At 72.8% G+C, this 26457-nt stretch carries 19 protein-coding genes; 9 read left to right on the top strand and 10 right to left on the bottom strand.

Translation table 11 applies throughout. The features are described from left to right. The first annotated feature begins 7 nt into the window (after nt 1–7). The gene (locus ACG83_RS35425; protein ID WP_054570594.1) at nt 8–1306 is read left to right on the top strand and encodes a DUF58 domain-containing protein; all 1299 of its coding nucleotides are present in this window, start codon (nt 8–10) and stop codon (nt 1304–1306) included. A gap of 180 nt (nt 1307–1486) precedes the next feature. On the opposite strand, the gene ACG83_RS35420 is transcribed toward ACG83_RS35425, so the two are convergent. Beyond that, nucleotides 1487–2497, bottom strand: a complete 1011-nt coding sequence (locus ACG83_RS35420) for a stage II sporulation protein M (RefSeq protein ID WP_054570593.1) — start codon at nt 2495–2497, stop codon at nt 1487–1489. A gap of 107 nt (nt 2498–2604) precedes the next feature. On the opposite strand from ACG83_RS35420, the gene ACG83_RS35415 reads away from it, so the two are divergent. Further along, nucleotides 2605–3408, top strand: coding sequence for an RDD family protein (locus ACG83_RS35415; RefSeq protein WP_054570592.1), 804 nt, complete (start codon nt 2605–2607; stop codon nt 3406–3408). A gap of 371 nt (nt 3409–3779) precedes the next feature. Beyond that, nucleotides 3780–6266, top strand: coding sequence for a transglycosylase domain-containing protein (locus ACG83_RS35410; protein ID WP_054570591.1), 2487 nt, complete (start codon nt 3780–3782; stop codon nt 6264–6266). Between the two features lie 245 nt (nt 6267–6511). On the opposite strand, the gene ACG83_RS35405 is transcribed toward ACG83_RS35410, so the two are convergent. The 4 genes from ACG83_RS35405 to ACG83_RS35390 form a co-directional block, all read right to left on the bottom strand. Further along, nucleotides 6512–7660, bottom strand: a complete 1149-nt coding sequence (locus ACG83_RS35405) for an SIS domain-containing protein (protein ID WP_054570590.1) — start codon at nt 7658–7660, stop codon at nt 6512–6514. A 19-nt stretch (nt 7661–7679) separates the two neighbouring features. Next, complete coding sequence (locus tag ACG83_RS35400; RefSeq protein ID WP_006538424.1) at nt 7680–7880, bottom strand: Trm112 family protein; 201 nt, start codon at nt 7878–7880, stop codon at nt 7680–7682. Next, nucleotides 7877–9241: a phosphomannomutase/phosphoglucomutase gene (locus ACG83_RS35395; RefSeq protein WP_054570589.1), complete on the bottom strand. Its 1365-nt coding sequence runs from the start codon at nt 9239–9241 to the stop codon at nt 7877–7879. The genes ACG83_RS35400 and ACG83_RS35395 overlap by 4 nt, the downstream gene beginning before the upstream one ends. Nucleotides 9242–9482: 241 nt before the next feature. Further along, nucleotides 9483–9878 carry a DUF3499 domain-containing protein gene (locus tag ACG83_RS35390; protein WP_054570588.1) on the bottom strand — a complete coding sequence of 132 codons (396 nt, stop codon included), beginning with the start codon at nt 9876–9878 and terminating at the stop codon, nt 9483–9485. A 363-nt stretch (nt 9879–10241) separates the two neighbouring features. Between ACG83_RS35390 and ACG83_RS35385 the strand changes: the two genes are divergently transcribed. Together ACG83_RS35385 and manA are read left to right on the top strand one after the other, a co-directional pair. Then, nucleotides 10242–10637 carry a metallopeptidase family protein gene (locus tag ACG83_RS35385; RefSeq protein WP_035949045.1) on the top strand — a complete coding sequence of 132 codons (396 nt, stop codon included), beginning with the start codon at nt 10242–10244 and terminating at the stop codon, nt 10635–10637. 72 nt (nt 10638–10709) lie between these two features. Further along, nucleotides 10710–12080 (top strand): mannose-6-phosphate isomerase, class I, encoded by a 1371-nt coding sequence (manA, locus tag ACG83_RS35380; protein ID WP_054570587.1) that lies wholly within the window; start codon nt 10710–10712, stop codon nt 12078–12080. 211 nt (nt 12081–12291) lie between these two features. Here the strand turns inward: manA and ACG83_RS35375 are convergent, their stop codons facing one another. From ACG83_RS35375 to ACG83_RS35355, 5 genes are all read right to left on the bottom strand, one after another. Continuing rightward, complete coding sequence (locus tag ACG83_RS35375) at nt 12292–13974, bottom strand: DUF5719 family protein (protein WP_235498382.1); 1683 nt, start codon at nt 13972–13974, stop codon at nt 12292–12294. Nucleotides 13975–13996: 22 nt separating this feature from the next. Then, the gene (locus ACG83_RS35370) at nt 13997–17449 is read right to left on the bottom strand and encodes a glycosyltransferase family 2 protein (RefSeq protein WP_161934828.1); all 3453 of its coding nucleotides are present in this window, start codon (nt 17447–17449) and stop codon (nt 13997–13999) included. A 189-nt stretch (nt 17450–17638) separates the two neighbouring features. Beyond that, the gene (locus ACG83_RS48175; protein WP_054570584.1) at nt 17639–18307 is read right to left on the bottom strand and encodes a WhiB family transcriptional regulator; all 669 of its coding nucleotides are present in this window, start codon (nt 18305–18307) and stop codon (nt 17639–17641) included. 446 nt (nt 18308–18753) lie between these two features. Continuing rightward, the gene (locus ACG83_RS35360; RefSeq protein WP_054570583.1) at nt 18754–21507 is read right to left on the bottom strand and encodes a bifunctional FO biosynthesis protein CofGH; all 2754 of its coding nucleotides are present in this window, start codon (nt 21505–21507) and stop codon (nt 18754–18756) included. A gap of 110 nt (nt 21508–21617) precedes the next feature. Beyond that, nucleotides 21618–21899, bottom strand: coding sequence for a hypothetical protein (locus tag ACG83_RS35355; RefSeq protein ID WP_006538416.1), 282 nt, complete (start codon nt 21897–21899; stop codon nt 21618–21620). Nucleotides 21900–22197: 298 nt separating this feature from the next. Between ACG83_RS35355 and ACG83_RS35350 the strand changes: the two genes are divergently transcribed. From ACG83_RS35350 to ACG83_RS35335, 4 genes are all read left to right on the top strand, one after another. Next, a complete protein-coding gene (locus tag ACG83_RS35350; RefSeq protein ID WP_054570582.1) occupies nt 22198–22782 on the top strand; it encodes a TetR/AcrR family transcriptional regulator in 585 nt (194 codons plus the stop codon). Nucleotides 22783–22842: 60 nt separating this feature from the next. Then, nucleotides 22843–23871, top strand: a complete 1029-nt coding sequence (gene cofD / locus ACG83_RS35345) for a 2-phospho-L-lactate transferase (RefSeq protein WP_054570581.1) — start codon at nt 22843–22845, stop codon at nt 23869–23871. A gap of 10 nt (nt 23872–23881) precedes the next feature. Next, entirely contained in the window at nt 23882–25411 is a 1530-nt protein-coding gene (locus ACG83_RS35340; RefSeq protein WP_369812942.1) for a coenzyme F420-0:L-glutamate ligase, read from the top strand. A 197-nt stretch (nt 25412–25608) separates the two neighbouring features. Beyond that, entirely contained in the window at nt 25609–26400 is a 792-nt protein-coding gene (locus ACG83_RS35335; RefSeq protein WP_054570580.1) for a DUF3105 domain-containing protein, read from the top strand. The last annotated feature ends 57 nt before the right edge of the window (nt 26401–26457 follow it).

The raw sequence follows: 26457 nt of genomic DNA, 5'->3' as shown, positions 1-26457 counted from the left end.
GCCGACCGTGGCTGTCACCGGCCGTACCGTCGCGCTGGTCGCGCTGGGCATCCTCGTGGTGGGCCTCTCCCCCGACCCCGGCCTGGCCTTCGTGCTCGTGAACCTTCTGATCCTCCTGCTGGTCGCCGTCGACCTGGGGCTGGCGGCCCGGGTGCGCCTCTGTGCGTTCAGCCGGTCGGGCCCGACGTCGGCCCGGCTCGGGCAGCCGGTGACCCTCACGCTGACCGTCGCCAACGGCGGACGTCGGACGCTGCGGGCGCGGGTCAGGGATTCGTGGGTGCCGTCGGCCGGTGCCCAGCCCCGCGTGCACACCGTCACGGTGCCCGCGGGTGAGCGGCGTTTCCTGGAGACGACGTTGCGCCCGACCCGGCGTGGAGACCGGGAGCCCGTCCGGATCACGGTGCGCTCCCTCGGCCCGATGGGGCTGGCCGGCCGGCAGGGCCGCCACCTCGCGCCTTGGCGGCTGCGGGTGCTGCCGCCGTTCCTCTCCCGCCGGCACCTGCCGGCCGCGCTGGCGCGGCTGCGCGAGGTGGAGGGCGAGGTCGCGCTGCGCGGCGGCGGCGCCGGCTCGGAGTTCGACAGCCTGCGTGAGTACGTCGTCGGCGACGACGTGCGGACGATCGACTGGCGCGCCACCGCCCGCCACCACGGCTCGGTGGTCGTCCGTACCTACCGCCCGGAGCGGGACCGCCGCGTCATCTGCGTGCTGGACTCGGGCCGGACCTCGGCCGGTCGGGTCGGCGACGTCCCCCGCCTCGACCACGCGATGGACGCCGCGCTGCTGCTCACGGCGGTTGCGCTGCGGGCCGGTGACCGGGTGGGCCTGACCGCGTACGACAGCGCCGCGCGGCTGACCGTCGCGCACGCACGTGACCAGGGCCTGCTGGCCCGGATGAGCGAGGCGATGGCGACCCTCGAGCCGGCGCTGGTCGAAGCCGACCACGAGGTGATGGCCACCACGGTGCTGCGGGCGGCGTCCCGGCGGGCCCTTGTTGTGATCTTCACGGACCTGGTGCCGGCGGTGATCGAGGAGAGCCTGCTGCCGGCGCTGCCCACGCTCATCTCCCGGCACACCGTGCTGGTGGCCGCCCTGCGCGACCCCCGGCTGGACGAACTCGCCGCCGGGCATGGCGACGTCGCGCAGGTCTACGCGGCCGCGGCCGCGGAACAGGCCCTGCTGCGCCGGCGTGAGCTGACAGCCGTGCTGCGCCAGCGCGGGGTCGAGGTCGTCGACGTCGCGCCCGCCCAGTACGCGACGGCGGTCACCGACACCTACCTCGCGCTGAAGGCCCACGGCCGGCTCTGAACGCCGGCCCCGCACGACGCCGGCTCCGCACCCACACGACGCCGGCTCCGCACCCGCACGACGCCGGCTCCGGCCCCGCACGACGCCGGGTCCACACCCGCACGACGCCGGCTCCGGCCCCGCACGACGCCGGCTCCGCACCCGCACGACGCCGGCTCCGAACACCGGGCATCGTCGCGGTCAGGCTTCGACTGGCGCGAGGTCCTGCGCGAGGGCCGCGTCCAGATCGCCGCTCTCGCCGACGGCGGTGGCCCGGCTGCCGTAGATCCACACGTAGGCGACGAACCCGGCCCAGGCCACGACGCCGATACCGATGCGGACAAAGGTCGGCAGCGAGGACGGGGTCACAAACGCCTCGATCACCCCGGACACCGCGAGCACGACCGCCATCCCGAGCACGATCCCGACGGCGGCGCGCCCCTCGGCGGCCAGTGCCTCGGAGCGGCGGCGGGCTCCCGGGGCGATGATCGCCCAGCCCAGCCGCAGGCCGACCGCGCCGGCGACGAAGACCACGGTGAGTTCCAGCAGGCCGTGCGGCAGGATCAGCGAGAAGAACTGGCCGCCCTCGCCGCAGCTGCCCATGTAGCCGCCCATGATGCCGAGGTTCAGCGCGTTCAGCCCCAGGACCAGCAGCGTGGGCACGGCGAGCAGCACTCCGAGTGCCACCGCCTGCGCGGACACCCAGGCGTTGTTGGTCCAGACGAGGCTGGCGAAGGACGACGCCGGGTGCTCCGAGTAGTACGAGGCGAAGTCGTGCTGGCACAGGGCCGTCACCTCGTCGGGCGGGATGACCCTGGCGCGGGCCTGCGCGTCGTTCAGAATCCACAGCGCGCTGGCCAGCGCGAGCAGCAGCGAGCCCAGCGTCACCCCGACCACCCAGCGCCAGCGCGCGTAGACCGCCGCCGGGAAGGTCACCGCGAAGTACCTGGCGGGGACGTGCCAGCCGACATCCGGGGCGCCGACCACCGCGGCCCGCGCCCGGATGACCAGGCTCGCCAGATCCTCGACGAGGCGCGGGTCATGGGAACGATCACGGATCACCGACAGGTGGGTGGCCGCGCGCTGGTACAGATCGACCAGCTCGTCCAGCTCGCCGATCGGCATCCGCCGGGGGCGCGCGGCACGGTCGACAAGCTGGCCCAACCGGACCCACTCGGGACGGTGGACGGCGACATACGCATCGAGGTCCATGGCTACTCTTACTCTTCCAGACCGGCCTATGGCACTGCGTGCCGGGCACGAAACACGAGCGGGGTACAGATGACCGATCAACGGCCCGCGGACCCCGGAAGCCGCCGGTGAGCGGGTTCGGCCTGGAGACGAACCAACTGGTCACGGGCGAGGCCGTACCCATCGACCTGCGCGTGGCACGGCTCGGCTCCCGCATGATCGCCGGAATCATCGATCTGGTCATCCAGACCGTCGCCCAGATCGCCATCGTCATCGCAACGCTCGAGATCGTGGGGCCGGACGACGAGGCCATGCTGACGGCCCTGGTCCTGGCCGTCTACGTGGTCACGATGCTCGGCTACCCGGTGGCCTGCGAGACGCTCCTGCGCGGACGCACCTTCGGCAAGATGGCGCTGGGCCTGCGGGTCGTCCGCGACGACGGTGGGCCGATCCGCTTCCGCCACGCGCTGGTCAGGGGGCTGGTCGGAGTCGTCGCGGAACGCCCCGGAGTGCTGGCCGCCGTGCCCGCGATCATCAGCATGACGGTCTCACGCCGGTCCAAGCGGCTGGGCGACCTCGTCGCCGGCACCATCGTTCTGCAGATGCGGGTGCCGCGCACGGTCGGGGTGGCGCCCGTGGTTCCCCCGCAGCTGGCCGGCTGGGCGGCCCTGCTGGACCTGACTGGTGTCAACGACCACCTGGCCACGCGGACCCGGAGGTTCCTGGACCGCGCCAACCAGCTCTCGGATGACGCCCGGACACGCATGGGCGGCGACCTGCTGACCGAGGTCCTCGCGGCTGTCACCCCACCGCCACCCCCGGGAACGCCGGAATGGGCCGTGCTGTCCACCGTGCTCGCCGAGCGCACCCGCCGCGCCTACCAACGCATGATCACCACAACCGCGACGCGCCCGCCACGGTACCCCGGGTAGTCCCGGCAGCGGGTGATATGTGACCGGGCCGGCTGGCCGGAACTGACGGGCGTCGTCTAGCGTCTGACCCGATGGGATCCTCCGGGGTGATCGCGACAATTCGGATCTTGCGCCCCCGGGCCACGCGTCGGAGCCCGCACCTGATGACCTTCCCAGGGCCCGGGTGAGCGGAGCGGCGCGGTGTCAAGCATGCTTGGCGGGTCCGCCAGAACGAGTTCCGGCCCACCTGGCCGGACCGGACGTTGGGGGTGACAACGACGGCGCAGGGACGGGAGTCGGCATCCCCGGTTCGCGGTGACGCCGCGTCCGAGGGCGACTCGAGAGGGCACGGCGGCACACCCGCCGGGCGGTTGCGGGGTCAGGCCGGCCGGTTGGCGACGCTTCCCGCCCGCCGCCGGGTTTCGTCCGGTTCGGCGCGCGGCGCCAACGGCTCCGGTCTCAACGGCTCGGGTGGCAAGGGCTCCGGTGGCGGTGGCTTCGGTCGCGGCGGCTTCGGTCGCGGCGGCGCGGGCGACGGCGGGGCCCCCGACGAGATCGGTCGCGCCCCCGACGATCTTCCGTTCGGCCCACCGACCGTCGGCCTGGTCCGTCCCGTCAACCAGCGCCGCCAGCTCACCCGCATCGGCCTCGTCGTGGCCGCGATGGGCGTCACCGTCAGTCTGCTCGTGCTGCCCCTCCTGAGCGCGGTCGGGCTGTTCGCGAAGGCCTCGGCCGACCACTTCCTGGCGCTGCCGTCCGACCTCGTGACTCCCCCACTCCCACAGAGCTCCAAGATCCTGGCCTCGGACGGAAGCCTCATCGCGACCCTCAGGGGCGCCGAGGACCGCGAGGTCGTGGACGGCGCCGACATCCCGAAGATCATGCGTGAGGCGATCGTCTCGATCGAGGACGCCCGCTTCTACCAGCACCACGGGGTGGACCCGCAGGGCGTCCTGCGGGCCGCCGCGCGCAACAGCGAGGCCGGCACCACCACCCAGGGCGGCTCGACCCTGACCCAGCAGTACGTGAAGAACGTCCTGCTCCAGGACGCGACGACCGACGAGGAGCGGGAGGCCGTCGCCGGTGACTCGCTGGACCGCAAACTGCGCGAGCTGCGTTACGCCGTCGAGATCGAGAAGCGGTTCTCCAAGGACGAGATCCTCGAGCGGTACCTGAACATCGCCTACTTCGGTGACGGCGCGTACGGAGTGGGCACCGCCGCCGAGCACTATTTCGGCGTCTCGATCAAGGATGTCACCCTGGACCAGGCGGCTCTGCTCGCCGGCCTGGTGCAGAGCCCCTCCAGCTACGACCCGGTGAACCACCCGGAGGCTGCCCTCGAACGGCGCAACACCGTGCTGACCCGGATGGCGGACGAGCACTACGTCAGCCAGACGCAGGCCGACGCGGCGAAGCAGATGCCGATCGACGTCATCAAGGAACGGCCCACCACGCAGGACTCCTGTGAGACGTCCAGCGCGCCGTTCTTCTGCGACTACATCCGTACCCAGCTGCAGAACAACAAGGCATTGGGTGACACCCTGGAAGAACGGAACCGCCGCATCTACGAGGGTGGCCTGACCATCCAGACCACCCTCAACACGCAGGTGCAGCAGGCGGCCCAGACCGTGGTCGACGCGACCATTCCCCGGGACAACCGGGTATCCGCCACCGAGGTGGTCATCCAGCCCGGGACCGGGGCGATCCTCGCCATGGCGGTCAACCGCACCTACGGTCACGATGTGGCCGCCAACCAGACGGTGATTCCGCTGCCGGCTTCCTCAGCGAAGGTCAAGCCCGCCTTCCAGCCCGGCTCGACCTTCAAGACGTTCACCCTCGCGGCGGCCCTGGAGCAGGGGTACGGGGTGAACACGGCCTACTACTCACCGGCCTGTTACGAGACCGACGCCTTCCCCCTCGACCGCGGCAAGGGCGACTGCGCCAAGGGCTTCCAGAACGCCGACCCCGCCGAGGCCGGTGTCTACCGCATGGACGACGCGACCTGGGACTCGGTCAACACCTACTTCATCCAGCTCGAAGAGGAGATCGGGGTGCCGGCGGTGGTCGAGATGGCCACCCGGCTCGGCGTCGACCCCGCCCACCTCGCCGACATCCCCGCCACCAAGGGGGACGTGACCATCGGTGGCGAGTACGTGACCCCGTTGGACATGGCCGTCGCCTACTCCACGCTCGCCGCCGGCGGCGTCCGGTGTGAGCCCCGGTTCGCCAGCTCGGTGGTCGACTCCGCCGGCCAGCAGATCGACGTCGGCAACAGCCCGAAGTGCGAGCGTGTCCTCGACGAGGGCGTGGCCGACACGGTGACCAGCATCCTGGCGGGTGTCCTCACCCAGGGCACGGGCACCAAGGCTCGCTTCGACCACCCCGCGGCCGGCAAGACGGGAACCAACGACGGCTTCTCCAGCGCCTGGTTCGTCGGCTACACCCCGCAGATCGCGGCGGCGGTGGCGGTCGGTGACCCCAACGGGGCGGTCGGCAACCCCTTGACCAACGTCTTCGCCGACGGGCGAAACTGGGGCCACGTGTACGGCGGTGACCTGCCGGCACTCATCTGGGGTCGCACGATGAAGGCGGCGTTGAAGGACCAGCCCGTCGTGGCACTGCCGGCGGCGGACCCGAAAACCGCCAGGGGCACGAAGGGCGGCCGTCTGATGAACACAGTGCCGGCCCCGGCGACCCCCACCCTGCCGAGCGCGGAGGACCTGCTGCAGGGCATCCAGATTCCCGGCCTGACCAGCACCCAGACCCCGAGAGCGGCCACCTCCGGCCAGACCGGCCAGCAGAGCTCGGGGAGCGGCAGCCAACAGAACGGCGGCGGCCAGCAGTCCGGTGCCGGTGGTGGCACCGGACCGCGCCGATAGCCGGCACCGCTCCCGGGAGAGGCATTCCCGTAGCTGGCCGAGGGCCTGGTAGTAACCGAGCCCTCGGCCAGCCGGCCAGTCGGCCGCGGAGATCGGGCGTCCGCACCGCGTGGATTTCGGCCCGGATCCCCCCCCGGTCGCGCAGGAGATCCGCCTCACGAACTCACGAAGAACCTCGGGGTCGGACGACCCGGTTCGGCATGTGCCATGAACGGCGGGGCCACAGCCCGGCGACGCCGCAGCGGTCAGCGAGTCGTGCTGTCCAACCGTCGCAGGCGCGGAGCGGCCGCCGGGTCCACCCCGAGCCCGAGCCCGAGATAGACGGCGGCGAAGTCGATCAGCCCTACGATCGACGCTAGCCGCTCCAGCGGCGTCGCACCGTCCAGCCGGAACTCGGTCACCCCGATGCCGCGCTGCTGCGCCAGTGCCGCGGCACGCTCGGCAGCCTGGCCGACGTCGGGATGCTCGCCCGCGACGTCCCGTAGGACGAGCAGGCGCAGGCGGGTACGGGCCTCGTCGTCGACGCGGTCACGGAAGAAGTCATCCAGGTCGTCGTCGGCGCCACCGCCCGCGCCCGCGCCGAACGCCCCACCCAGCAGGGCCGCCTGCTCGTAGGCCGGATGCGGCAGGGCACCGACCAGCGCCGGATACCAGGCGTTCACGACGAGCATCGCCGCCGCCCGCAGTGCCGCGACCTCGGCGAGCCGGGTGGTCCCCCACCACAGCGGCAGCGACCCGGCCAGCTCCAGCGCCAGCGTCTTCGCCGGATTGACGAACGACTCGCTGGCCGGACGGCACCGGATCGCCGTCTCCTCCAGACGCACCGCGGCGGCCTCGACCGAGGCGCCGCCGTCGCGCAGGAGGCCGAGCGACGCGGCGACGGCGAGCAGCGGAACGGCCAGCGACCACAGATCCGCCTGGGCGGGCCGGGCCGTCGGCAGCGCCACGAACGGAGCGCGGGCGAGGCCCGCGAGATGAGCCAGCGGGGTGTCCGGCGGGCTGACCACGGCCAGCCGGCAGCCACGCCGCAGCGCCTCCTCGACGGCCGAGCAGGTCTCCGCCGAGGTGCCCGACGCGGAGACACCAAGGACCACATCGGCGACGCCGACCCAGCCCGGGAGCCCATGCCTGCGATGGGTGATCACCGGCACCGGGGCGGCCGTGCCCACGACCGCGTCCAGCACATCGGCAGCCAGACCGGAGGCACCGACCCCGGTCACCACGATCGCGCGTGGCCGGCCGTCCGCGCTGAGCGCGGCCACGCCTGCCTCCTGCGCCAACCGCCAGCTTTCGCGGACCTGCCGCGCGGCCGAGGCGGTGTGCGGAAGCAGGCTCAGCGCATCAGCGGCCTCGAGACGGCCCGCGTCGTCCAGAAGGGACTCGTCAAGGTTCACCCGGGCCGCACGACGCCGATCAGGACGAGGATCCGGCCGCGGCCGGGAAGGGCTTCGCCTCGTCGAGGAGCATGACCGGAATGTCGTCCCGAACCGGGAAAGCCAGCCCGCAGGACGCGCAGACGAGCACCGGAGCACCGTCCAGCGTCTCCTCCCGCAGCGCGGCGTGCTCGGGGCACGGGCAGGCAAGGATCTCCAACAACAGGGGATCGAGGCTCATGCAGAGTTCTCCCTTCCACCGCGGATGCTGACGAGAACGTCGTCACGCAGCCGGCACATGGACGCATCATCGCGCGCCTCGACGTTCAGGCGCAGAAGTGGCTCGGTGTTCGACGGCCGCAGGTTGAACCAGGACCCGTCCGCCAGCGAGACCGTGAGCCCGTCCAGGTGATCGACATCGATCGCCCGGTCCGCGTAGGCCTTCGCCACCTGGCTCATCGCCAGCTCGGCGTCGGCCACCTCGGAGTTGATCTCACCGGAGGTGACATACCGCGCGTAACCACCCAGCAGGTCGGACAGCGGGCCGCTCTGTTCGCCGAGCGCCGCCAGGACGTGCAGGGCCGCCAGCATGCCGGAGTCGGCACGCCAGAAGTCGCGGAAGTAGAAGTGGCCCGAGTGCTCACCGCCGAAGACGGCACCCGTTCGGGCCATCTCCGCCTTGATGAACGAGTGACCCACCCGGGTGCGCACGGGCACACCACCACGCTGCGCCACCAGCTCCGGGACGGCCCTGCTGACGATCACGTTGTGAATGATGGTGCCGCCCGGCTCCCGGCGAAGCTCACGCTCGGCGACCAGCGCGGTGATGACCGACGGGGAGACGATCTCACCCCGCTCATCGACGACGAAGCACCGGTCGGCGTCACCGTCGAAGGCGAGGCCGATGTCCGCCCCCGTCGCACGCACCCTGGCCTGCAGGTCACGCAGGTTCTCCGGCTCGATCGGGTTCGCCTCGTGGTTGGGGAAGCTCCCGTCGAGCTCGAAGTACATCGGGATGATCGTCAGGCCGAGCTCGCCGAGCACGCACGGGACGGTCAGCCCGGCCATGCCGTTGCCGGCGTCCACGGCCACCGTCAGCGGCCGGATGCCGGTCAGGTCGACGAGGGAGCGCAGGTGGCGCGCGTAGTCGTCGCGTAGGTCCCGGGTGGTGACGGTGCCGCGCGGGCCGGTGTGCTCCGGGATGCCCGCCTCGATCAGCGCCCTGATGTCCGCCAGGCCCGTCTCCTGCCCGATCGGAGCGGCACCGGCCCGGCACAGCTTCATGCCGTTGTACTTCGCCGGATTGTGCGAGGCCGTGAACATCGCGCCGGGCAGGCCGAGCGAGCCGGCGGCGAAGTAGAGCAGGTCCGTCGACCCGAGGCCGGCGGCGATGACGTCCGCACCCTGGCTGGTGGCGCCGTCCGCGAAGGCCGCGGCGAGTGGGACCGAGCTTTCGCGCATGTCGTGGGCGGTGACGATCCGATCCGCGCCGAGCAGCCGCACGAACGCGGCGCCGGTGGCCCGGGCCACCTCCTCGTCGAACTCGGATGGCACCACGCCTCGCACGTCGTACGCCTTGAAGATTCGTGAGAGGTCGTGCACCCCGCAACCACCCTTTCCTGACAGGCGTCGATCGACCGGGTTGACCCTATCCGCACCCGCCGACAACAACTCCAGCGCCTTGCCCGGCGTGGCGGGCTCGCGGCGACACCGCATCGCGCATGGTCAGGATCATGCGCCGACGGCGTTTGGACAAGTGGGCCGCTGCGGCCCTACCGCTGTGGCACTACCGCTGTGGCACTACCGCCGGGCCCCAGGACGGGCTCGGCACGGCGCGTGGGCCCTAGGACGGGCTCGGCACGGCGCGCAGATGACCGCGACGCCCCCCGGGCGGACCCGACGGACCGGCCGGACCGGGCGGGCCAGGCGGCACGGGCCCAGAGCCGCCGGGCGGTTCCGGGCCACGACGCGGCGTGGTGTCACGTACGGCGTCCGCGAGCGCCTCGATGTCGTCGGCTGCCCGCTCCGGCCCGGACTGTTGCTCGGCCTCCAGGCGGACCACCGCCCAGCCGAGCGGCACCGTCAGCCGATCAGCGTGGACCCCACACAGGTCGTAGGAGTGCGGCTCGACGAACGGCGACAGCGGACCGAGTACGGCGGTGGACTCCGCGTAGGCGTAGGTGAGCGTGGCGATCGCGGCCGCGGAACAGGCCGAGCGGGAGCAGCGCCGAGGCTTCACGTTCCGGACGGTAGACCCCGGAACGGACGACGGCCACCACCGCCCGTCGTGTCGCGCACCGACAGAGGTCACTGTGACGCAGCGCTTATCACTCGGTTGCTCCACGCATACAATTACACCAGAACTACGGGCGCACTTCGACCAAAACCGGCTTCTGACGTCGTGTCGCTCCTGGTCGGGTACCCCTACGTGGGGGTTGCGGGCCTCCGCCGGCCTCCCGGCCACACCGTCGCTGTGATCGTCCGGAAGAAATGGCGTTACTCTGTCACGATGGCCGAACCCGCCGGCACGCCCAGGGCGCTCTTTCCCACGGCCACGCGTCCGGTCCCGCCGCGCCGCCGGCGTGACCGCCGCGGCCGTGGCATGCGTGGCACGCTGCTCCCGCCCGATGTGCCCGCCTACGCGACCCGCGGTGAGCGCTTCGACGACCTCGTCCTGGACGCGGTCGAACACCTGGACCACAGATGGTCCGCCGAGCTGGCCGACGTCGAGTTCGCGGTCGAGGACGTGCCCCCCGTCGACCCGGCCACCGACGACAACGTTCCGCTCGCGGCCTACCAGCCGGCGAGCGGCAAGGGCCGTTCCGCCACACCCCGGCGGATCGTCGTCTACCGGCGTCCGCTGGAGGCGCGTGCCCTCATCACCGAGGATCTCGCGGAGCTCGTCCTCGACGCGATCATCCATCAGGTGGCTGAGATGATGGACGTCGACCCAGCAGTGATCGACCCCGAAGGTCATGGCTGGGGCGACGAGGAATAGGCCTGTCGCGACATTCGCCCGACTCCAGGCCAGAACCGAGTCACGACCGCCGAGGCGGGGACGGAGATACGTGTGACCATCGGGGAGACCGCGCCGACCAGCGCCGCAGGCACCGACAGCGGCAGCACGAGCACCGCCAGCGCGGGCACCGGCGAAATGTCCACCGCCACCACAAGTACGGGCACGGGCACGGCGACCGGCACGTCGCCGGTGCCGACAGTACGTACGCCACCAGGCCGCAGCCCGGTTCGCGTCCTTGAGCTTTTCGGTCAGTCCCAGCGGTATGCCTGGGGCTCCGCCACCGCCATCCCCGAGCTGCTCGGTGTTCCGGCCGACGGGGAGCCCGTCGCCGAACTGTGGCTGGGTACTCATCCGCAGGCCCCGGCCGAGGTGGTGGAGCCCGCCCCGCGGCCGCGTGCGGCCGATCTGGGCGCCCGCCGTGCCGCGGCGGACCTGGTCGGCGAGCTTCCCTTCCTGCTGAAGGTGCTCGCGGCCGACAAGGCCTTGTCGCTTCAGGTCCATCCCGACCTCGACCAGGCCCGCGCCGGCTTCGACGCGGACCAGGCCGCCGGCATCGCGCTGGGCGATCCGCGCCGGCGCTACCGCGACCGCAACCACAAGCCCGAGCTGATCGTCGCGCTCACGCCGTTCCGGGCGCTGGCCGGCATCCGCGCTCCGGCCACCACGCTGGCGATCGCGCGCGGGCTGGGTCACCCCGGTCTGATCGCGGCGTTCGCGCCACTGGCGACCGACCCGACCGGCGGCGCGACCCAGGTGCTGCGTAGCCTGCTCACCCTGCCGGCGCAGGCCGGTGTCGACCTCGCGGCCGGTGTGGTGAGCGCCGCCGAGCGGGTGCCCGCCGACGCCGACGCCGAGCTACGCCGCGCGGCTGATCTGGTGCGGCTGCTCGCCGCGACCCATCCCGGCGATGTCGGCATCGCGGCGGCGCTGCTCCTCAACGACGTCACGCTTCAGCCCGGCGAGGGGCTGTTCCAGCCCGCGCGGCTGCTGCACGCCTACATCCAGGGCGTCGGCATCGAGATCATGGCCACGTCGGACAATGTGCTGCGCGGTGGTCTCACGCCCAAGCACATCGACGTCAACGAGCTGCTGCGCATCCTCGACCCGCGGCCGACCGGTGCGCCGGTGCTGCGTCCCCGAACCCTGACGACCGGCCCCGGCGGCCTGCTGCGGACCTGGGTGGTGCCGGTGGATGACTTCTCGCTGCGGGAGGCCGTCTGCACCGGCGGGCCGGTCAGCCTCGCCAATCCGTCCATCCTGCTGGCGGTGGAGGGCGAGGTCGAGGTGTCCGGAACGGACGGTTCAGGCACCGCGCTGGCGCCAATGACACTGAGCCGGGGATGCTCGGCGCTGGTGACCGGCTCGGCCACCCTCAGGCTCACCGGTACCGGGCGGGTCTTCGCGGCCGGCCCGCCCGTCTGACCCCCGCCCGCCTGACCGGCCCGCCCGCCTGACCGGCCAGGCCAGGGAAACGGCGGCGCGGAGAGTCGAGGGATTTTGGTTTGTCCCGGCGATCAAGATCCTCGGCTCTTGTCCGGTAGCAACGGCCGCGGGACGCGACCTGCGACAAGCGTCCTGGGCGCACCGGGCCGAGAAACACCAAGCAGTACCGGGAAGCACCGAACTGGACGGATCAGCGGGACAGGTTCCGCTGGTGGAGAACCCCGGGATCGGCCAGCGGTGCCGGCCCGCTGCGGAACCGCCACGCCCCGGCGAGCGGGACGACGGCGGAGATCGTCTGCGGGACAGGCGCGGGCAGTTTGCCGGAAACGGCCGGGCCCACCGCTATCGGGACCGCACCGCTGGCCGCCGCACCGCTGGTCGCCGGGCCGTCTGGCGCCAGGCCATCGGGTGGCGGACTGACGGGCGGCGGGCCGTTGCCCAGCACCTGGGTCGCGACGAGCGTCCCGCCCACGCCGACCACCCGGACACCGGCCCTGTCCGCCGGCAGCGACACCAGGACCGCCGTGGCGGCCCCGACCTCGACCCGATTGCCGTCCACCCAGGCTGTCGCGTCCCGGTCGGGCGCGACCAGCACGAGCGCGCCGGCGGTCCATCTCGGCACCGGTGCCGCCGCGACGACGAGCCGTGACGGGGTCGGCCCGGCGGCACCCGTCTCCCCGACGACCAGGCCGTCCCAGCGAGGACGCTCAGGCGCGGCCGCGGCGACCCAGGCAGGCCCGACCGACGTGCCGGTGGGCAGCGCAAGCGCCGCGACGACCCCGGTTCCGTCCGCCGACTCGACGAGCAGGGCTGACGGCGTCGCCGACGGCAGGGCCACCGGCCGGTGCACCGTCGTCGACGCCGGAATCCGCACCGCTTCCAGGCCGACGGGAACATGGCCACCGGCACTCGTGATCACGGTGACGCGCACCGTCGCCGCCCCGCCCGGGGCCGAGAGCACCAGCTCCGCGGGCGGCTGCCGTGGGCCGCCGGCAGTCGCCGCCGGGGTGAGCAGACCGCCCACCAACGCCCTGGCCGCCGGTTCGGCAGTCGGCGGGACCGGTGTGGCCTGCTGTGGTCCGCTGCCGGTGGCGCGGTCGACCAGCCAGCTCAGTACCCGTCCCGTGCGGGCCTGCACGTCGATGGCGGTCGTCTCGGCTTCGGGAGCGAACTCCGTGAGGCGCCGCCCGACCGTCCGGCCGGGCGGGATGGTGATCTCCGTCCGCGGCGCCGCGCCGTTCGACGACACCGCGCCCACGTCCACCCGCGCGGGTCGTGGGCCGGGATTTGCCAGATACAGGACGGGGTCGCGGCCCGCGAGGGTGGACGGGCCAGCGAACCAGGTCCGCGCGCGAGGTTGCTCGCAGCGGGCCCGCAGCGGGCCCGCTCCCGCCCCGGGCGACGTCACCGTGGCGGTGAGGCCGGCCGCTGCCGGGCCGGCCGCGACGAGCCGTAGCGGGCTGCCGGCCTGGCCGGCAGCGGTCGCCTCGCCGGTGCCAGTCGCCTCGCCGATGTCAGCCGCGTCGCCGGTGCCAGTCGCCTCGTCGCTGTCAGCGCTCTCGTCGCTGTCAGCGCCCTCACCGGCGAAGGACGGGTCGGTGGGTGGGAGGAACAACAGGTCGTCATGCTGACGATCGCCACCGAGCAGCTCCTGGCCACGGGACGGCTGGACCGACCCACCCGGCCCCGATCCGCGCACCAGATCGACAATCTGCGCGACCCGGTTGCCCAGGCCCAGGTCAGGGCACAGCAGCGTGACGGCGGTGACCGGCTTCGGCTGGGACGACGGCGGACGGGTGCCCGCCGTCGTCAACGCGGACGCGCCCAGCGCCGCCAGGCAGACGAGACCGAGCGGGGCGAGCACGCGGGGCACCCGCCGTCTCGATCGACCGTTGTCAGGCCGCATCAGGAGGCCCTCCCCACCGCACCGGAGGCTGCTGTCGAGCTGGCGGCCGACGCCGGACCCGCCTGGTCGGCACACGCCCCGTGAGGGCGGCCAGGACGCCCACGGTCAGCACGGTTCCCGCGGCCACGGCGGTGGCGAGCACGGCGTCCCGGTGCCGCCCGTGGTCGTAGGAGATTCGCAGCAGGCCGCCGCCTTCCGGGAGGTCGAAGGCCTGTGCCCAGCCCGACGCCACAGCCGCGGATAGCTGCCGACCGTCCAGGGTCGCCCGCCATCCCGGGTCGGCAGGCTCGGCGAGGACCACGCGGCGGCCCGCCGTGCCGGCCGGGAGCCGCGCCGTGCCGGCGAGTCCGGCGGCGGTCGGCCCGAATCCGTCCAGGGCCGTGCCCACGCGCCGCTCGGTCGCCGGGTGCCCCGCGGACGTCCCGGCACCGCCCCGGACAAGCCGCACGAGCGCGGCGGGCTGGTTCTCACCGGTCGCGGGGTCCACTGGCCGCCAGACCAGGACGCCGGCACCGAGCCGGTCACGCCACAGGCCGCTCACGGCGTCCAGCGCCGTGAGCAGCGACGGGTCTGCCTCCTCGGGGGTGACGACCGCCACGACGCCGAACGCAGCCAGACCTTCAGCGGCATCCGGGACGCCGGCTGACAGATCCGCGACGAGGCGGGCCAGCGCGTCCGAGGCGTTCGAAGGGCGGTAGGGGGAGGCCTGCGGGAAGCCCGGGCCATCCTGCGTCGCGAGCGTGTAGCTGGCCCGATCCGGGGGTGTGCCGCGTAGTACCAGGACCCGGGCACCGGTTCCGCCCGTCCTGGTCAGGCCGGCGATGGAGCGGGCCAGGGCGTCGTCCGGCCGTTCCGTCGCCGGCGCGACGAGGAAGCCCACGGCGAACGCGGGCACCGCGACGGCGGTGAGGAGACCGGCCACCAGCGAGGCACCGCGCGCGCCCCACGAACGCCGGCCCGCCGCCGGCCGGCCGGCGGCCTCCTCGGCGCGGCCCCCGGTCACCGGACGACCGGCCGTGGGCCCGGACATCCGGGCCACACCGATGACGATCAGCAGGCCGGCGCAGGCGAGACCGTACTGCGGGCCCACCCAGACACCGGCCAGCGCACTCGCGGCCGTGGCCACGGGCGGGGACGCCGCGTCCGGCCAGGCGTGAGCGAGGGGCACGGCAAGGGCCACCTCGAGCAGGCCGGCGCCGGCGAGCGCCCAGCCGACCGCCCCGTTTCTCCCGCCGCCCCGGGCCGTGCGCGGGCTCGTGCCCGCTTCCGGGTTCGTGCCCGTGTGTGAGCCCGTGCCCGTGCCTGTACGGAGGCGGGTGACCCGCAGCCGCGACAACACGATGAGCAGGACGCAGAGGACTACAAAAAGCCACAGGGCGGTCGCGCGGGCCTCATCACCGGGTGCGCCGGCGATGAGGCCGGTCCGTTCGGAGCCGGACAGCTGGGCGAGCCCCACCGCCGCCCACAGGCCGGGACGACCCGCGACCGCGGCGGGCACCAGGGGGAGCATGCCGACAGACAGCACACAGAGCAGGCTGAGCAGGCCCACGCCGAGCGGGGCCGTCGACCAGCCGGCCGCACCAGGGCTGCGCGCGCCTCGGGACGCCCGGCGCCCGGCCCGGCGGGACGCCCAGAAGGCCACCGGAAGGCCCACCAGCGCGATAATCGCCAGCAGCGGCGCACAGGCCACGACAACGGCGAGCCCCACCGCGAGACGCCACGCCGGCCAGTCGCCGAACCAGACCGGCCGGTGCTGACCGCGCAGCACCTGGTCGCCGGCCGCCAGCACGGTGGGGAGCACGGCCAGCGCCACGGCGGTCTCGAGCCGACCGGCCACCACCGACTCCGCCATCGGCGGGGAGACCGCGTACAACGCCGCGAGGCCGACGCGCACCCGCGCCGAGCCGGTGATGCGGGCCGACGCGAGGTAGGTGCTCGACGCGGCCACCGCGGGGGCCAGCGCGAGCAGGACCGAACAGAGGGCGGGGACGTCCAGGCCGGCCGGTGCCACGATGGAGGCCAGCAGGGCGAGCCCGGGCGTCCAGGGCGGAGCCGGACCCGCCCAGCCGAGTGCCCCGCCAGCCACGTCGTGCCAACCAGACCACACGATGGACCACAAATCGCCCGCGGTGCGGGGCATCGGCACTCCGCCACCGACCAGGTCCGCGGGCAGCCGACGCACCGCGGCTGCTCCGGCCGCCAGGAGCACCGCCGTCAGCGCCGCGAAGGCCCGGGGCGGGGCCGCGTTCCGGGCGCCGACCCGGCCCCGCACGGCCAGGCCGGCCAGGCCGCCGACGTCGACGCCGGCGCCGGCGCCGGCGGCCAGGCCGCCATCCGGATCGGAATCGGAATCGAGGTCGAGGCCGGTGCCTGTGGGGCGGCGCGGGAGCAGCTCCCGCACCACCCGGCGCGGGACCACCGCGCGGCGGCCCGCCCGGCGCCGCAGCCGTGCCAGTCTCCACGGCCGGGCTAGGACAGTGCTCACCACCCACACCTCGGCCACCGCTGCGTGCCAACGGCCGCCCCGGTGCGACAGCCGCGCGCAGGCGCGGGCAGCCCCGGCGACGCCCAGCGCGATCAACGCGAACGGCAGCAGCGGGGCGGCAGTGAGCGCCAGCCGCACCCGCATACCGGCGGCTCTCGCGGCCCGGTCGAGGGCCGCCTGGTCGGATCTGGCCGCCCCGCCGGCCCACACGCTCCCGGCGTGCCCGGCCCGCTCGGACCGCCCGGACCGCTCGTCGAGCCGGGGAAGCAGCGGGATATCGACCCGGGTCGTCGGTCTGATCGCCACCACGGCCCGGGGGACCGCCACCACCCGCAGGCCTGCCCTCGCCGCGCGCACGCCCAGGTCGAGGTCGAGACCTGCCGTGAGATCGACGGCGAGCCCACCGAGCCGCTCCCAGGCCGCGGCCCGGATCAGCATTCCCGTGCAGGAGACCGCCAGCACATCCCGCACGGCGTCGTGCCGGCCGGTCGCGCCTCGCCTGACGCGCCGCCCCGCCCGGTCGACGGTCACGCCGGCCTCGAGCGGGACGCCGCCCACCCGTGGGACGCCGACAGCGGGTGAGGAGCCGGCCGCCGGCTGGGGACCCGCCTCCTGTGCGGCGCCGTTATCTGAGGCCGCGTGCAGGCTGGGGCCCAGCACCGCGGCGCTCCGGTCGACCCGGGCATAGGTGAGCAGGCGGTCCAGTGCGTCGTGCGCAGGCACGGCGCCGTCGTGGAGAAGCCAGTAGAAGACGTCGGGGGCGCCCGCCCGCTCCACCCGCGAGACGGCGGCGGCGACGGCGGCGCCGAACGACGTTGTGCTCGGAAGGTTCAGTACCTCGTGGCGCGGCTCGGCACCGACGGGCTGTGCGGTGCGTTGCGACGGGATGGCGAGGCCACCGAGACGCACCACGATGATCCGCTCCGGGGGACGGAGCGCGGTGGCAAGCGCTGCCACCGCCCCGCCCGGATCACCCGGGGCACCCGCCGGGGCGCACGAATGGCCTGGATCGCCGTGGCGCGTGACGACGATCCCGATGACCTGCTGGCCAGAACGAACCGCATCTCGCGGACGAACCGCCCACGGATCCCGATCGGCGCCCCGCGTTGGTGTCGTCATCGCGGGCGCCGTCGGTGTGATCCGCCGTCAGACGGCTCGCCGGCGCTGCTTGCGCCGTTCCCGTTCGGACATGCCCCCCCAGATACCGAAACGCTCGTCGTTCTCCAGGGCGTACTCGAGGCACTCGATGCGGACCTCACAGCCGGAGCAGATGCGTTTCGCCTCCCGGGTCGAACCGCCCTTCTCAGGGAAGAACGCCTCCGGATCGGTCTGCGCGCACAGCGCGCGCTCCTGCCACTCCATCACCTCGCCGAGCAGATCACCGAAGCCGATGTCGATGACCTGGGCGAGGGAGTCGGCCAACGGCCCGTCCACCTGGGTCAGGCGCACGTCACCCGGGCTGACGAGGACGCCGCTCTCGTCGTCTTCCTCGTCTTCCTCGTCATCGTCCTCGTCCAGATCGCTGTCGTCGAGGTCGTCGACATCGGTGCCGTGGCCGGACCCGACCAGCTCCTGCCGGCCGAGACCGGGCATGGCCGGCGGCGCGACGACGGTGGCGTTCGCTGTCACCGGGATCGGGTGCGGCCCGGTGCCGACCAACGCGGCGGACGCGGGAACAACGGGGACAGGCGGTGGCGCGGGGACCGGCAGCGGCGCGGCCGCGTGCGCGGCCTCCTCCCCCGGCCCGGGGTGGTACTGAGCGGGACGCTCGACGTCCGCCAGGACGGTGTGGACGCCCGCGTCGGCGTGCTCCATATGGACTCCTCCAGACCCGTCGCGGTGCGGTCGGCCACCCCCCGGACGCCGGCGCGCGGTGCCTTGGATCCACACCGACTGGACCTCGCTCTACCTCACGAGCCCCGCCGACGGGGGGAATGACACGCCGGTAATTACACGCGCCAGACTTGGCCGCGTCAACCCCACCGACGCAACATCTTCTACAACCAGCGATGAGACCATAGCTCACAGTCACTAGGGCCCGTCACAGAGGGTCCCCGTTGACCGATGCTCTACTACGGAGAGTGACAATCCGAGAGGCGGGGGCGCGATGTTCGATCTCAGCCCTGAGGGCGAACTCCCCCATATCGGACGCCGAAATATCCGGACATCCAACCCGAACTTACACCGATCACCAGCACCGACAGCGAGCCATCGAGACGTCGGTCACATAGAGTAGTGACACGAACGAGCTGTGACGCTCCTCAGGTCACGATCGCGAGCATGGTGCGCGCAGCGTCACCACGTGCGGCTGCGAGGCGTTCCGAGGAGACCACACCGTAGGTAGTGGTCCGCTGCCGAGCGGGCCGGCCGGCGGCCGCGGCGATCTCCTCCAGCTCCGCGATGGAGCGGCGAGAGCCATGCTGGGAGCCCGCCATTCGACTAATGGTCTCCTCCATCAGTGTGCCCCCGAGGTCGTTGACCCCACCCGCGAGCACCTGCGCGCAGCCGTCGGTCCCGAGCTTCACCCACGAGCACTGGATGTTGGCGATCGCTCCGTGCAACAGGATCCGGGCCATCGCGTGCACCGCCCGGTTCTCCTGAACGGTGGGGCCGGGCCGGGCTACCCCGGCCAGGTAGATCGGCGAGCTGTGGTGCACGAACGGCAGCCCGACGAACTCCGTGAACCCGCCCGTCTCCTCCTGGATGCGGCGCAGCAACCGCAGGTGGGCCACCCAGTGCGCGGGTGTGTCGACGTGGCCGTACATCATCGTCGCCGACGAGCGCAGGCCCACCCGGTGCGCGGTGGTGATCACCTCGATCCAGGCGGCCGTCGGCAGCTTGCCCTTGGTCAGAACCCAGCGGACCTCGTCGTCGAGGATCTCCGCGGCGGTGCCGGGGATGCTGTCGAGGCCGGCCTCCCGGGCGGCCGTGAGCCACTCCTGCACCGACAGGCCGCTACGGCTGACACCGTTCATGACCTCCATCGGCGAGAACGCGTGCAGGTGCAGCTCCGGGACGGCCTTCTTGATCTCGCGGGCCAGCTCGAAGTACGCGGTTCCCGGCAGGTCGGGATGGATGCCGCCCTGGACGCAGACCTCGGTGGCTCCCACCGACCAGGCCTCCTGGACCCGGGAGGCCACCTCCTCCAGCGACAGCGTGTAGGCGTCGGCGTCACCGCGCCGCTGGGCGAAGGCGCAGAACCGGCAGCCCGTGTAGCAGACATTGGTGAAGTTGATGTTGCGGTTCACCACGTAGGTCACGTCGTCGCCGACCACGTCGCGGCGCAGGTCGTCCGCGAGCTGGCACAGTTCCTCCAGCGCCGGACCGGTCGCGCCGAACAGCACGAGGGCCTCGGCGTCGGTGATGCCGGCCGGGTCGGTACGCGCCCGGCGCAGCGCGGCGAGCACCTCCGGCTCCGCTCGGGAGGGCTGACCGGGCACTGCGGTGGCCGGCTGTGATCCGTCGGAGCCCACCGATCCGTCAAGGCCCGCCGATCCGTCGGAGCCCGCCGGCATCGCGGCCCCGGCCCGGGAACCCGAGCCGTACACGCCGTCCACGCCGGTGCCGGCGGCGCGCACCTGGTCACGCAGACCAGCCCAGTCGCCGTACACCGAGTCGAAGTCGGAGCGCGCGGCGGTACGCCGGCCCTCCGTGTCCACCGCGGTGTGCAGGTCGGTGCGGCCGCTGTCGGCCAGGCCACCGTCCGGCTCCTGCCAGGGACGCCCGGTGGCACGCGCCTGCGGGGCGAGCAGTCCGTCCGGGCCAGCCAGCGCCGCCACGTGCCCGGTCAGGCGCGGGTCGATCCACGGCTCGTCCAGATGGGTGGGGTGGACGGTCAGCCGCGCGCGCAGCGTGAACCCCGCCGCCTCGGTCACGGTCCGCAGCACGTCCAGATCGGGCCAGGGCCGCTCCGGGTTGACGTGATCCGGAGTGACGGGTGACACCCCGCCCCAGTCGTCGAGCCCGGCCGAGAGCAGCAGGGCGCACTCGTCGGTGTCGATGAGGTTGGGTGGCGCCTGCACCCGCATCCGCGGGCCGAGCACCAGTCGGGTCACCGCCACGGCCGCCGCGAGCTCCGCCGCCCCGACGTCCGGCGCGCCACGCATCGCGGTGTCGTCCTTGGCGCGGAAGTTCTGGACGATCACTTCCTGGATGGAGCCGTACTCGCGGTCCAGGCCACGCAGCGCGAAGATCGTCTCGGCGCGTTCGGTGAGGGTCTCGCCGATGCCCAGCAACAGCCCGGTCGTGAAGGGGATCGACAGCCGGCCGGCGTCCGCCAGCACCCGCAGGCGCACCGCCGGGTCCTTGTCGGGCGAGCCGTGGTGCGCCTCGCCCGGGGTCGACCACAGCCGCGTGGCGGTGGTCTCCAGCATCATTCCCATGGAGGGCGCGACCGGCTTGAGGCGTGCCAGCTCCGCCCAGCTCAGCACGCCGGGGTTGAGGTGCGGGAGCAGACCGGTCTCCTCCAGGACCGCGATCGCCACCGCACGCAGGTAGCCCAGGGTGGAGTCGTAGCCGTGGGCGTCGAGCCATTCGCGGGCGGCGGGCCATCTGTCCTCGGGTCGGTCACCGAGGGTGAACAGCGCCTCGGCGCAGCCGGCCCGGGCCCCGGCGCGGGCGATGTCGAGCACCTCGTCAACCGTGAGGTAGGGCGCCGGCAGCCGGTGCGGAACGGTCGCGAAGGTGCAGTAATGGCAGCGGTCCCGGCACAGCCGGGTCAGCGGGATGAAGACCTTGGGCGAATAGGTGACCACTCCGGGGCGGCCCGCGGACGCGAGCCCCGCGTCACGCACCCTGGCCGCGGACGCGCACAGATCAACGAGGTCGGTGCCGCGGGCGGCGAGCAGAATCGCCGCCTCGGTGACGTCCAGGGTGGCACCGTCACGCGCGCGCCGCAGCGCGCGGCGCATCGCGGCGGCCGACGGCGGCGGTTCCGGACGGTGCTCGCGACCGGGGTCGAGGCTCCTCGTCTCCCCGGTTCCTTCTCCGCCCGGAACAGCCGCCGTACTCGTCATGCGCTCACCCTGGATAGTCGGTCAATGATCTTGGGGACGTACGTACAGGTCGCGAAATGTCATGAACCGTCCGAAACAGCGGAAAAGTTCCGACCGGTGTTGAGCGGGGGTCAGGCCGCGCCGCCCTGGCGGGCACCGAGCCGGCCGGCCGCGGAGCCGCGGAGCCGGTCAAGGGTCCCGATCAGCAGGTTCGTGCGCCTGCGGGCGGCCAGCCTGTCGGTCCGTGCGCTGGCCCTGGCCAGGCCGGCGCCCCGCAGGTCGGCGTGCCGGGCGGCCGCCACCTGTGGTGCCCGTGCCCCGGCCAGGGCACGGTTCAAGGACGCGGAGAGGGCTTCGAGGCTCTTGGGGGTACCGGTACTGGTAGGGCTCCGTGGGTCTCTGATCGCGGACATGGCAGTCCTTCCGGCGACGTGAAGAGCTGTGTCCATCTCACAGCCCTCTTTAATGAGAATCAAGAGATGGCAGCTTCGAGTCAGGCGGCATCACCCAGGGCAACCGTCCACATCCCCACACCGATGACTGCCGCGACGCGTCAACGTGCCGCGCCGCACCGGTGATGACAGTGCCGCCGCCGGTGACAGCCTGGGCGGAAATGGCCGGGTACTCCCCGAGCCGAAACGTCGACGAGCGGATGGCGCTCGTACAAGACAATTCCCTCCTGCGTCCCGCCGAGGTCGTTACCCTGATCAGGTGCCACGCAACCGTCAGGAAGTCCCGCGCGAGGAACGGATCGACGCGTTGCTCGCGGTCGCCGAGCAGCAGTTCCTTGCCCGCGGGTTCGCCGGAACCTCCATCGCCGAGATCGCCCGCGCCGCCGGTATCGAGCCCGGCTCGGTCTACTGGTACTTCCGCTCGAAGGACCACGCGTTCGCAGCCGTGCTCAACCGCCTGCTCGACGGTGAGACGGAGCGCATCGCAGCGCTGCCCGACGAGCCGGCGAACAAGCTCTTCGCCGCGCTGGACTCGGTCGAGCAGCGGCGAACGCTGCATCCGTGCGTGGCGGAACGGGCACCCCACGCCCCACCGATCATGGAATACCACGAGCGGCTGCACGAATGGCTGCATGGACTCGCGCTCAGCGCGGTCGCGGACCTCGTGCCCGGGCCGGACCGCGAGATCGCTGCGGACGCCGTGGTGGCGACGATCGAAGGCGGGCTGGCGAACCCCGCGCCGAGCCGGCCCACCAGCCACCTGGTCCGTTACCTGCTCGCCGCACTGGCCAGCACCACGAACTCCCCCGCGCCACCGCTGCCCGCGGAGAGCGTGCTGCACTGACGCGCATCGCGCCGACACCGTGACCCGCCCCTGCGGCAACCGCGGTGGAAGGATGGCGCGGTGAGGATTACGGCATTGGCTGGCGGAATCGGCGGCGCGCGTTTTCTGACCGGTGTCCGGGCGGCACGGCCGGACGCAGAGATCACCGTCATCGGCAACACGGGTGACGACATCACCCTGCATGGTCTGCGCATCTGCCCAGACCTCGACACCGTCATGTACACACTCGGCGGAGGCATCTCCGCCGAGCGCGGCTGGGGCCGCGAGGACGAGTCCTTCGTGGTCTCCGGTGAGCTCGCCGCCTACGGCGTGGGGCCGAGCTGGTTCGGTCTCGGCGACCGCGATCTGGCCACCCATCTCGTCCGTACCCAGATGATTGACGCCGGTTACAAGCTGTCGGACGTCGTCACGGCGCTGTGCGACCGCTGGCGGCCCGGGGTGCGCCTGCTGCCCATGTCGGACGACCGCGTCGAGACCCACGTGATCATCAATGATGACCAGGGCCGGCGGGCCGTGCATTTCCAGGAGTGGTGGCTGAAGCTGCGGGCGTCCGTCCCGGCGGAGGCCATCCTCTCCGTCGGCGCCGCGGAGTCGGCCCCCGCGCCCGGAGTGCTGGACGCCATCGCGGCGGCCGACGTCGTGCTCATCGGCCCGTCCAACCCGGTGGTCTCCATCGGCACGATCCTGTCGGTGCCGGGGATCGCCGACGCGCTGCGGGTGACGCTTGCCCCGGTGATCGGCATCTCCCCGATCATCGGTGGCGCGGCTGTGCGTGGCATGGCGGACGCCTGCCTGAAGGCGATCGGCGTCGAGACCACGGCGCGTGCGGTCGGCGCGCACTACGGCGGCCGGCACCGCGACGGCGAAACGGCCTCAGCGCCCGAGCGGAAGGGCACCTCCGGGGGCGCGGAGCGGGAGCTTGGTCACGGTCTCCTCGACGGTTGGCTGGTTGACGTCGTGGATGCCGATGTCGCAGCGGACCCGGATGCCATACCCGGAGCTACCGTGAAGGCCGTACCGCTTCTCATGACCGATCTGGAGGCCACTGTGGCGATCGTGGAGGCGGCACTGGAGCTCGCCGGTGTCTGAGCTGTCCGCCATGGATCCTTTCACCCTGGGCACGCCCGCACTGGGGACGCCGACGTCCGCGGACGAACCGTCGCCGGCGGGCACCTCGGCACCGCTCGCCGTCCCGTCGGAGGCGGCGGCGCTCACCCCTGCGCACGAACCGCCCGCCGCGCAGCAGCCTGCACCGCCCACCCCGGCCACCCCGGCTGACCCGGAAGTGCCGGCGAGCACCTGGCTGCAGATCCTGCCGCTGCCCGGTATCGGGGAGATCCGCCCCGGCGACGACCTCGCCCAGGTGATCGCCACGGCCGCGGGTGTGGGAGAGCCGGGTACGGGAGGGGCCGCGGGCCTGCTCGACGGTGACGTCCTCGTGGTCACCTCGAAGATCGTCTCCAAGGCCGAGGGCCGGTTGATCCAGATCGACGGCGACCAGGACCGGGAGGCGACCCGGCAGGTGGCGATCGACGCCGAGTCCGTGCGCGAGGTGGCCCGTCGCGGCCAGACCCGCATCGTCGAGACCCGGCACGGGCTGGTGCTGGCGAGTGCCGGCGTGGACGCGTCGAACGTCAACAAGGATTCCATCGCGCTGTTGCCGGTCGATCCGGACGCCAGCGCACGCACCCTGCGTGACGGCCTGCGGGAGCGGCTCGGCGTCGACGTCTGCGTGATCATCAGCGACACCGCCGGGCGGCCCTGGCGCCGCGGGCTCACCGACATGGCCATCGGCGTGGCCGGGATGGCCGCGCTGCGCAGCCACATCGGCGATGTCGATGCGTACGGCAACGAACTGGGCATGACCGAGATCGCCGAGGCCGACGAGCTCGCCGGGGCGGCCGACCTGGTGAAGGGCAAGCTGGGGGCGACCCCGGTGGCCATCGTCCGCGGCTTCGGGCGGCTGCCGGACGACGGCGCCGGCGCCGGCGCACTGCTGCGGCCCTTCGCCGAGGACATGTTCCAGCTCGGCACGGTCGAGGCACGCCGGTCCGCACCGTTCGCCCGCCGCACGGTGCGGGAGTTCGCCGATCTCCCGGTGGACCCGGCGGCGGTGCGCCAGGCGGTCGCGGCCGCGATCACCGCCCCGGCCCCGCACCACACCACGCCCTGGCGGTTCGTGCTGGTCGACGCCCGCCGGCACGCCCTGCTCGACGCCATGGCCATGGCCTGGACGGACGATCTGCGCCGCGACGGCTTCGACGAGGACTCGGTGAGCCGGCGGCTGCGTCGCGGTGACGTGCTGCGCCGGGCACCCGTCCTCATCGTGCCGATGATGGTCAGCGACGGGTCACACTCGTATCCGGACGAGCGCCGGTCGCGGGCCGAGGAGCGCATGTTCACCGTGGCGGTCGGCGCCGCCGTGCAGAACCTGCTGGTCGCGCTGGCTGCCGAGGGCCTGGGCTCGTGCTGGGTGTCGTCCGCGCTGTTCTGCGGTGAGATCGTCACCGACGTCCTGGATCTGCCGCGGACCTGGGCACCGATGGGTGTGGTGGGCGTCGGGCATCCAGCCGCGCCGGCGGCTCCTCGCCCACCTCGGGATGCCACCGCGTTCATCGTCGAACGTTGATCGACAACTGCCTTCAGGCAGCTGTGCACCAGCTGTGACGAGAAAATCGAGGGCCCGAGTTCCGTCCGATTTGCGGGTATTTGTAGGTTCCCGCCGGGTCGCCGCAGCACCCGGGACGGCGACCGAGCGCGACTGCCGGCGAGTCGGACGGACCGCACCTGCCCAGCTCTGTTCGACACTTCGTAGGATCTGACACCGTGGGGAAAAGCAGCGCCGCGCGCAACAGCCGTCTGGATCAGCTCCGCCAGGAACAGCGGCGGAAGGAACGCCGGCGTGCGCTTCTGATCTACGGCACGTCCGGGTTCGTCGCGCTCGCCCTCCTCGCTGGGATCATCATCTACAGCGTCATCGACAACCAGTCGAAGAGCGAGAAGCGCAAGGTCGGCTACGTGGAGGCGGCGTCGGCCGCCGCGCTCGCAGCGGGCTGCACCGGGATCCGCAACGACGAGTCCTACGGCAACACCCACGTCGACAGCACAAAGACGGTCGACTACCAGAACTCCCCGCCGTCCTCCGGGAACCACGACGCGGATCCGCTCCCGGACTCGATCCGCTTCTACAACCCGGACTCGGGCATCCGCATCGAGCGGGCGGTCCACAACCTGGAGCACGGCTTCGTCGTCGCCTGGTACGACACCGAGCTGCCGGACGACCAGGTCAAGACGCTGGAGAAGGTCGCCGCCGACTCCGGTAACCGCTTCATCGCGGTGCCGTGGACGCGCGACGCGTTCGCGGGCAACCAGCACTTCGTCCTGACCGGCTGGGACCGGACCCAGCGCTGCACCACCGTCTCGGCCGGCGTGGTGAACGAGTTCATCAACAAGTGGGCGGACCCGCCGGCCGAAGGCGCGAGCTGGGACTCCCCGACCGCTCCCGAGTCGGGCTACCAGGGCGGAACGCTCAACGTGACCGCCGACGGGCCGCTCGACACCGCGGCCGCCGCCGACGCCACGCCGGGCGCCGGCACGATGAGCACGCCGGCCCCCTGACCGACGCCCCCTGGACGCCCCTGGCCCCCTGGCGGATGCCTCTTCTGACCGCCGGCC

Source organism: Frankia sp. R43, from assembly GCF_001306465.1.
GTDB classification, from domain to species: domain Bacteria; phylum Actinomycetota; class Actinomycetes; order Frankiales; family Frankiaceae; genus Parafrankia; species Parafrankia irregularis.
This window is presented reverse-complemented; position numbering and strand designations above follow the sequence as displayed.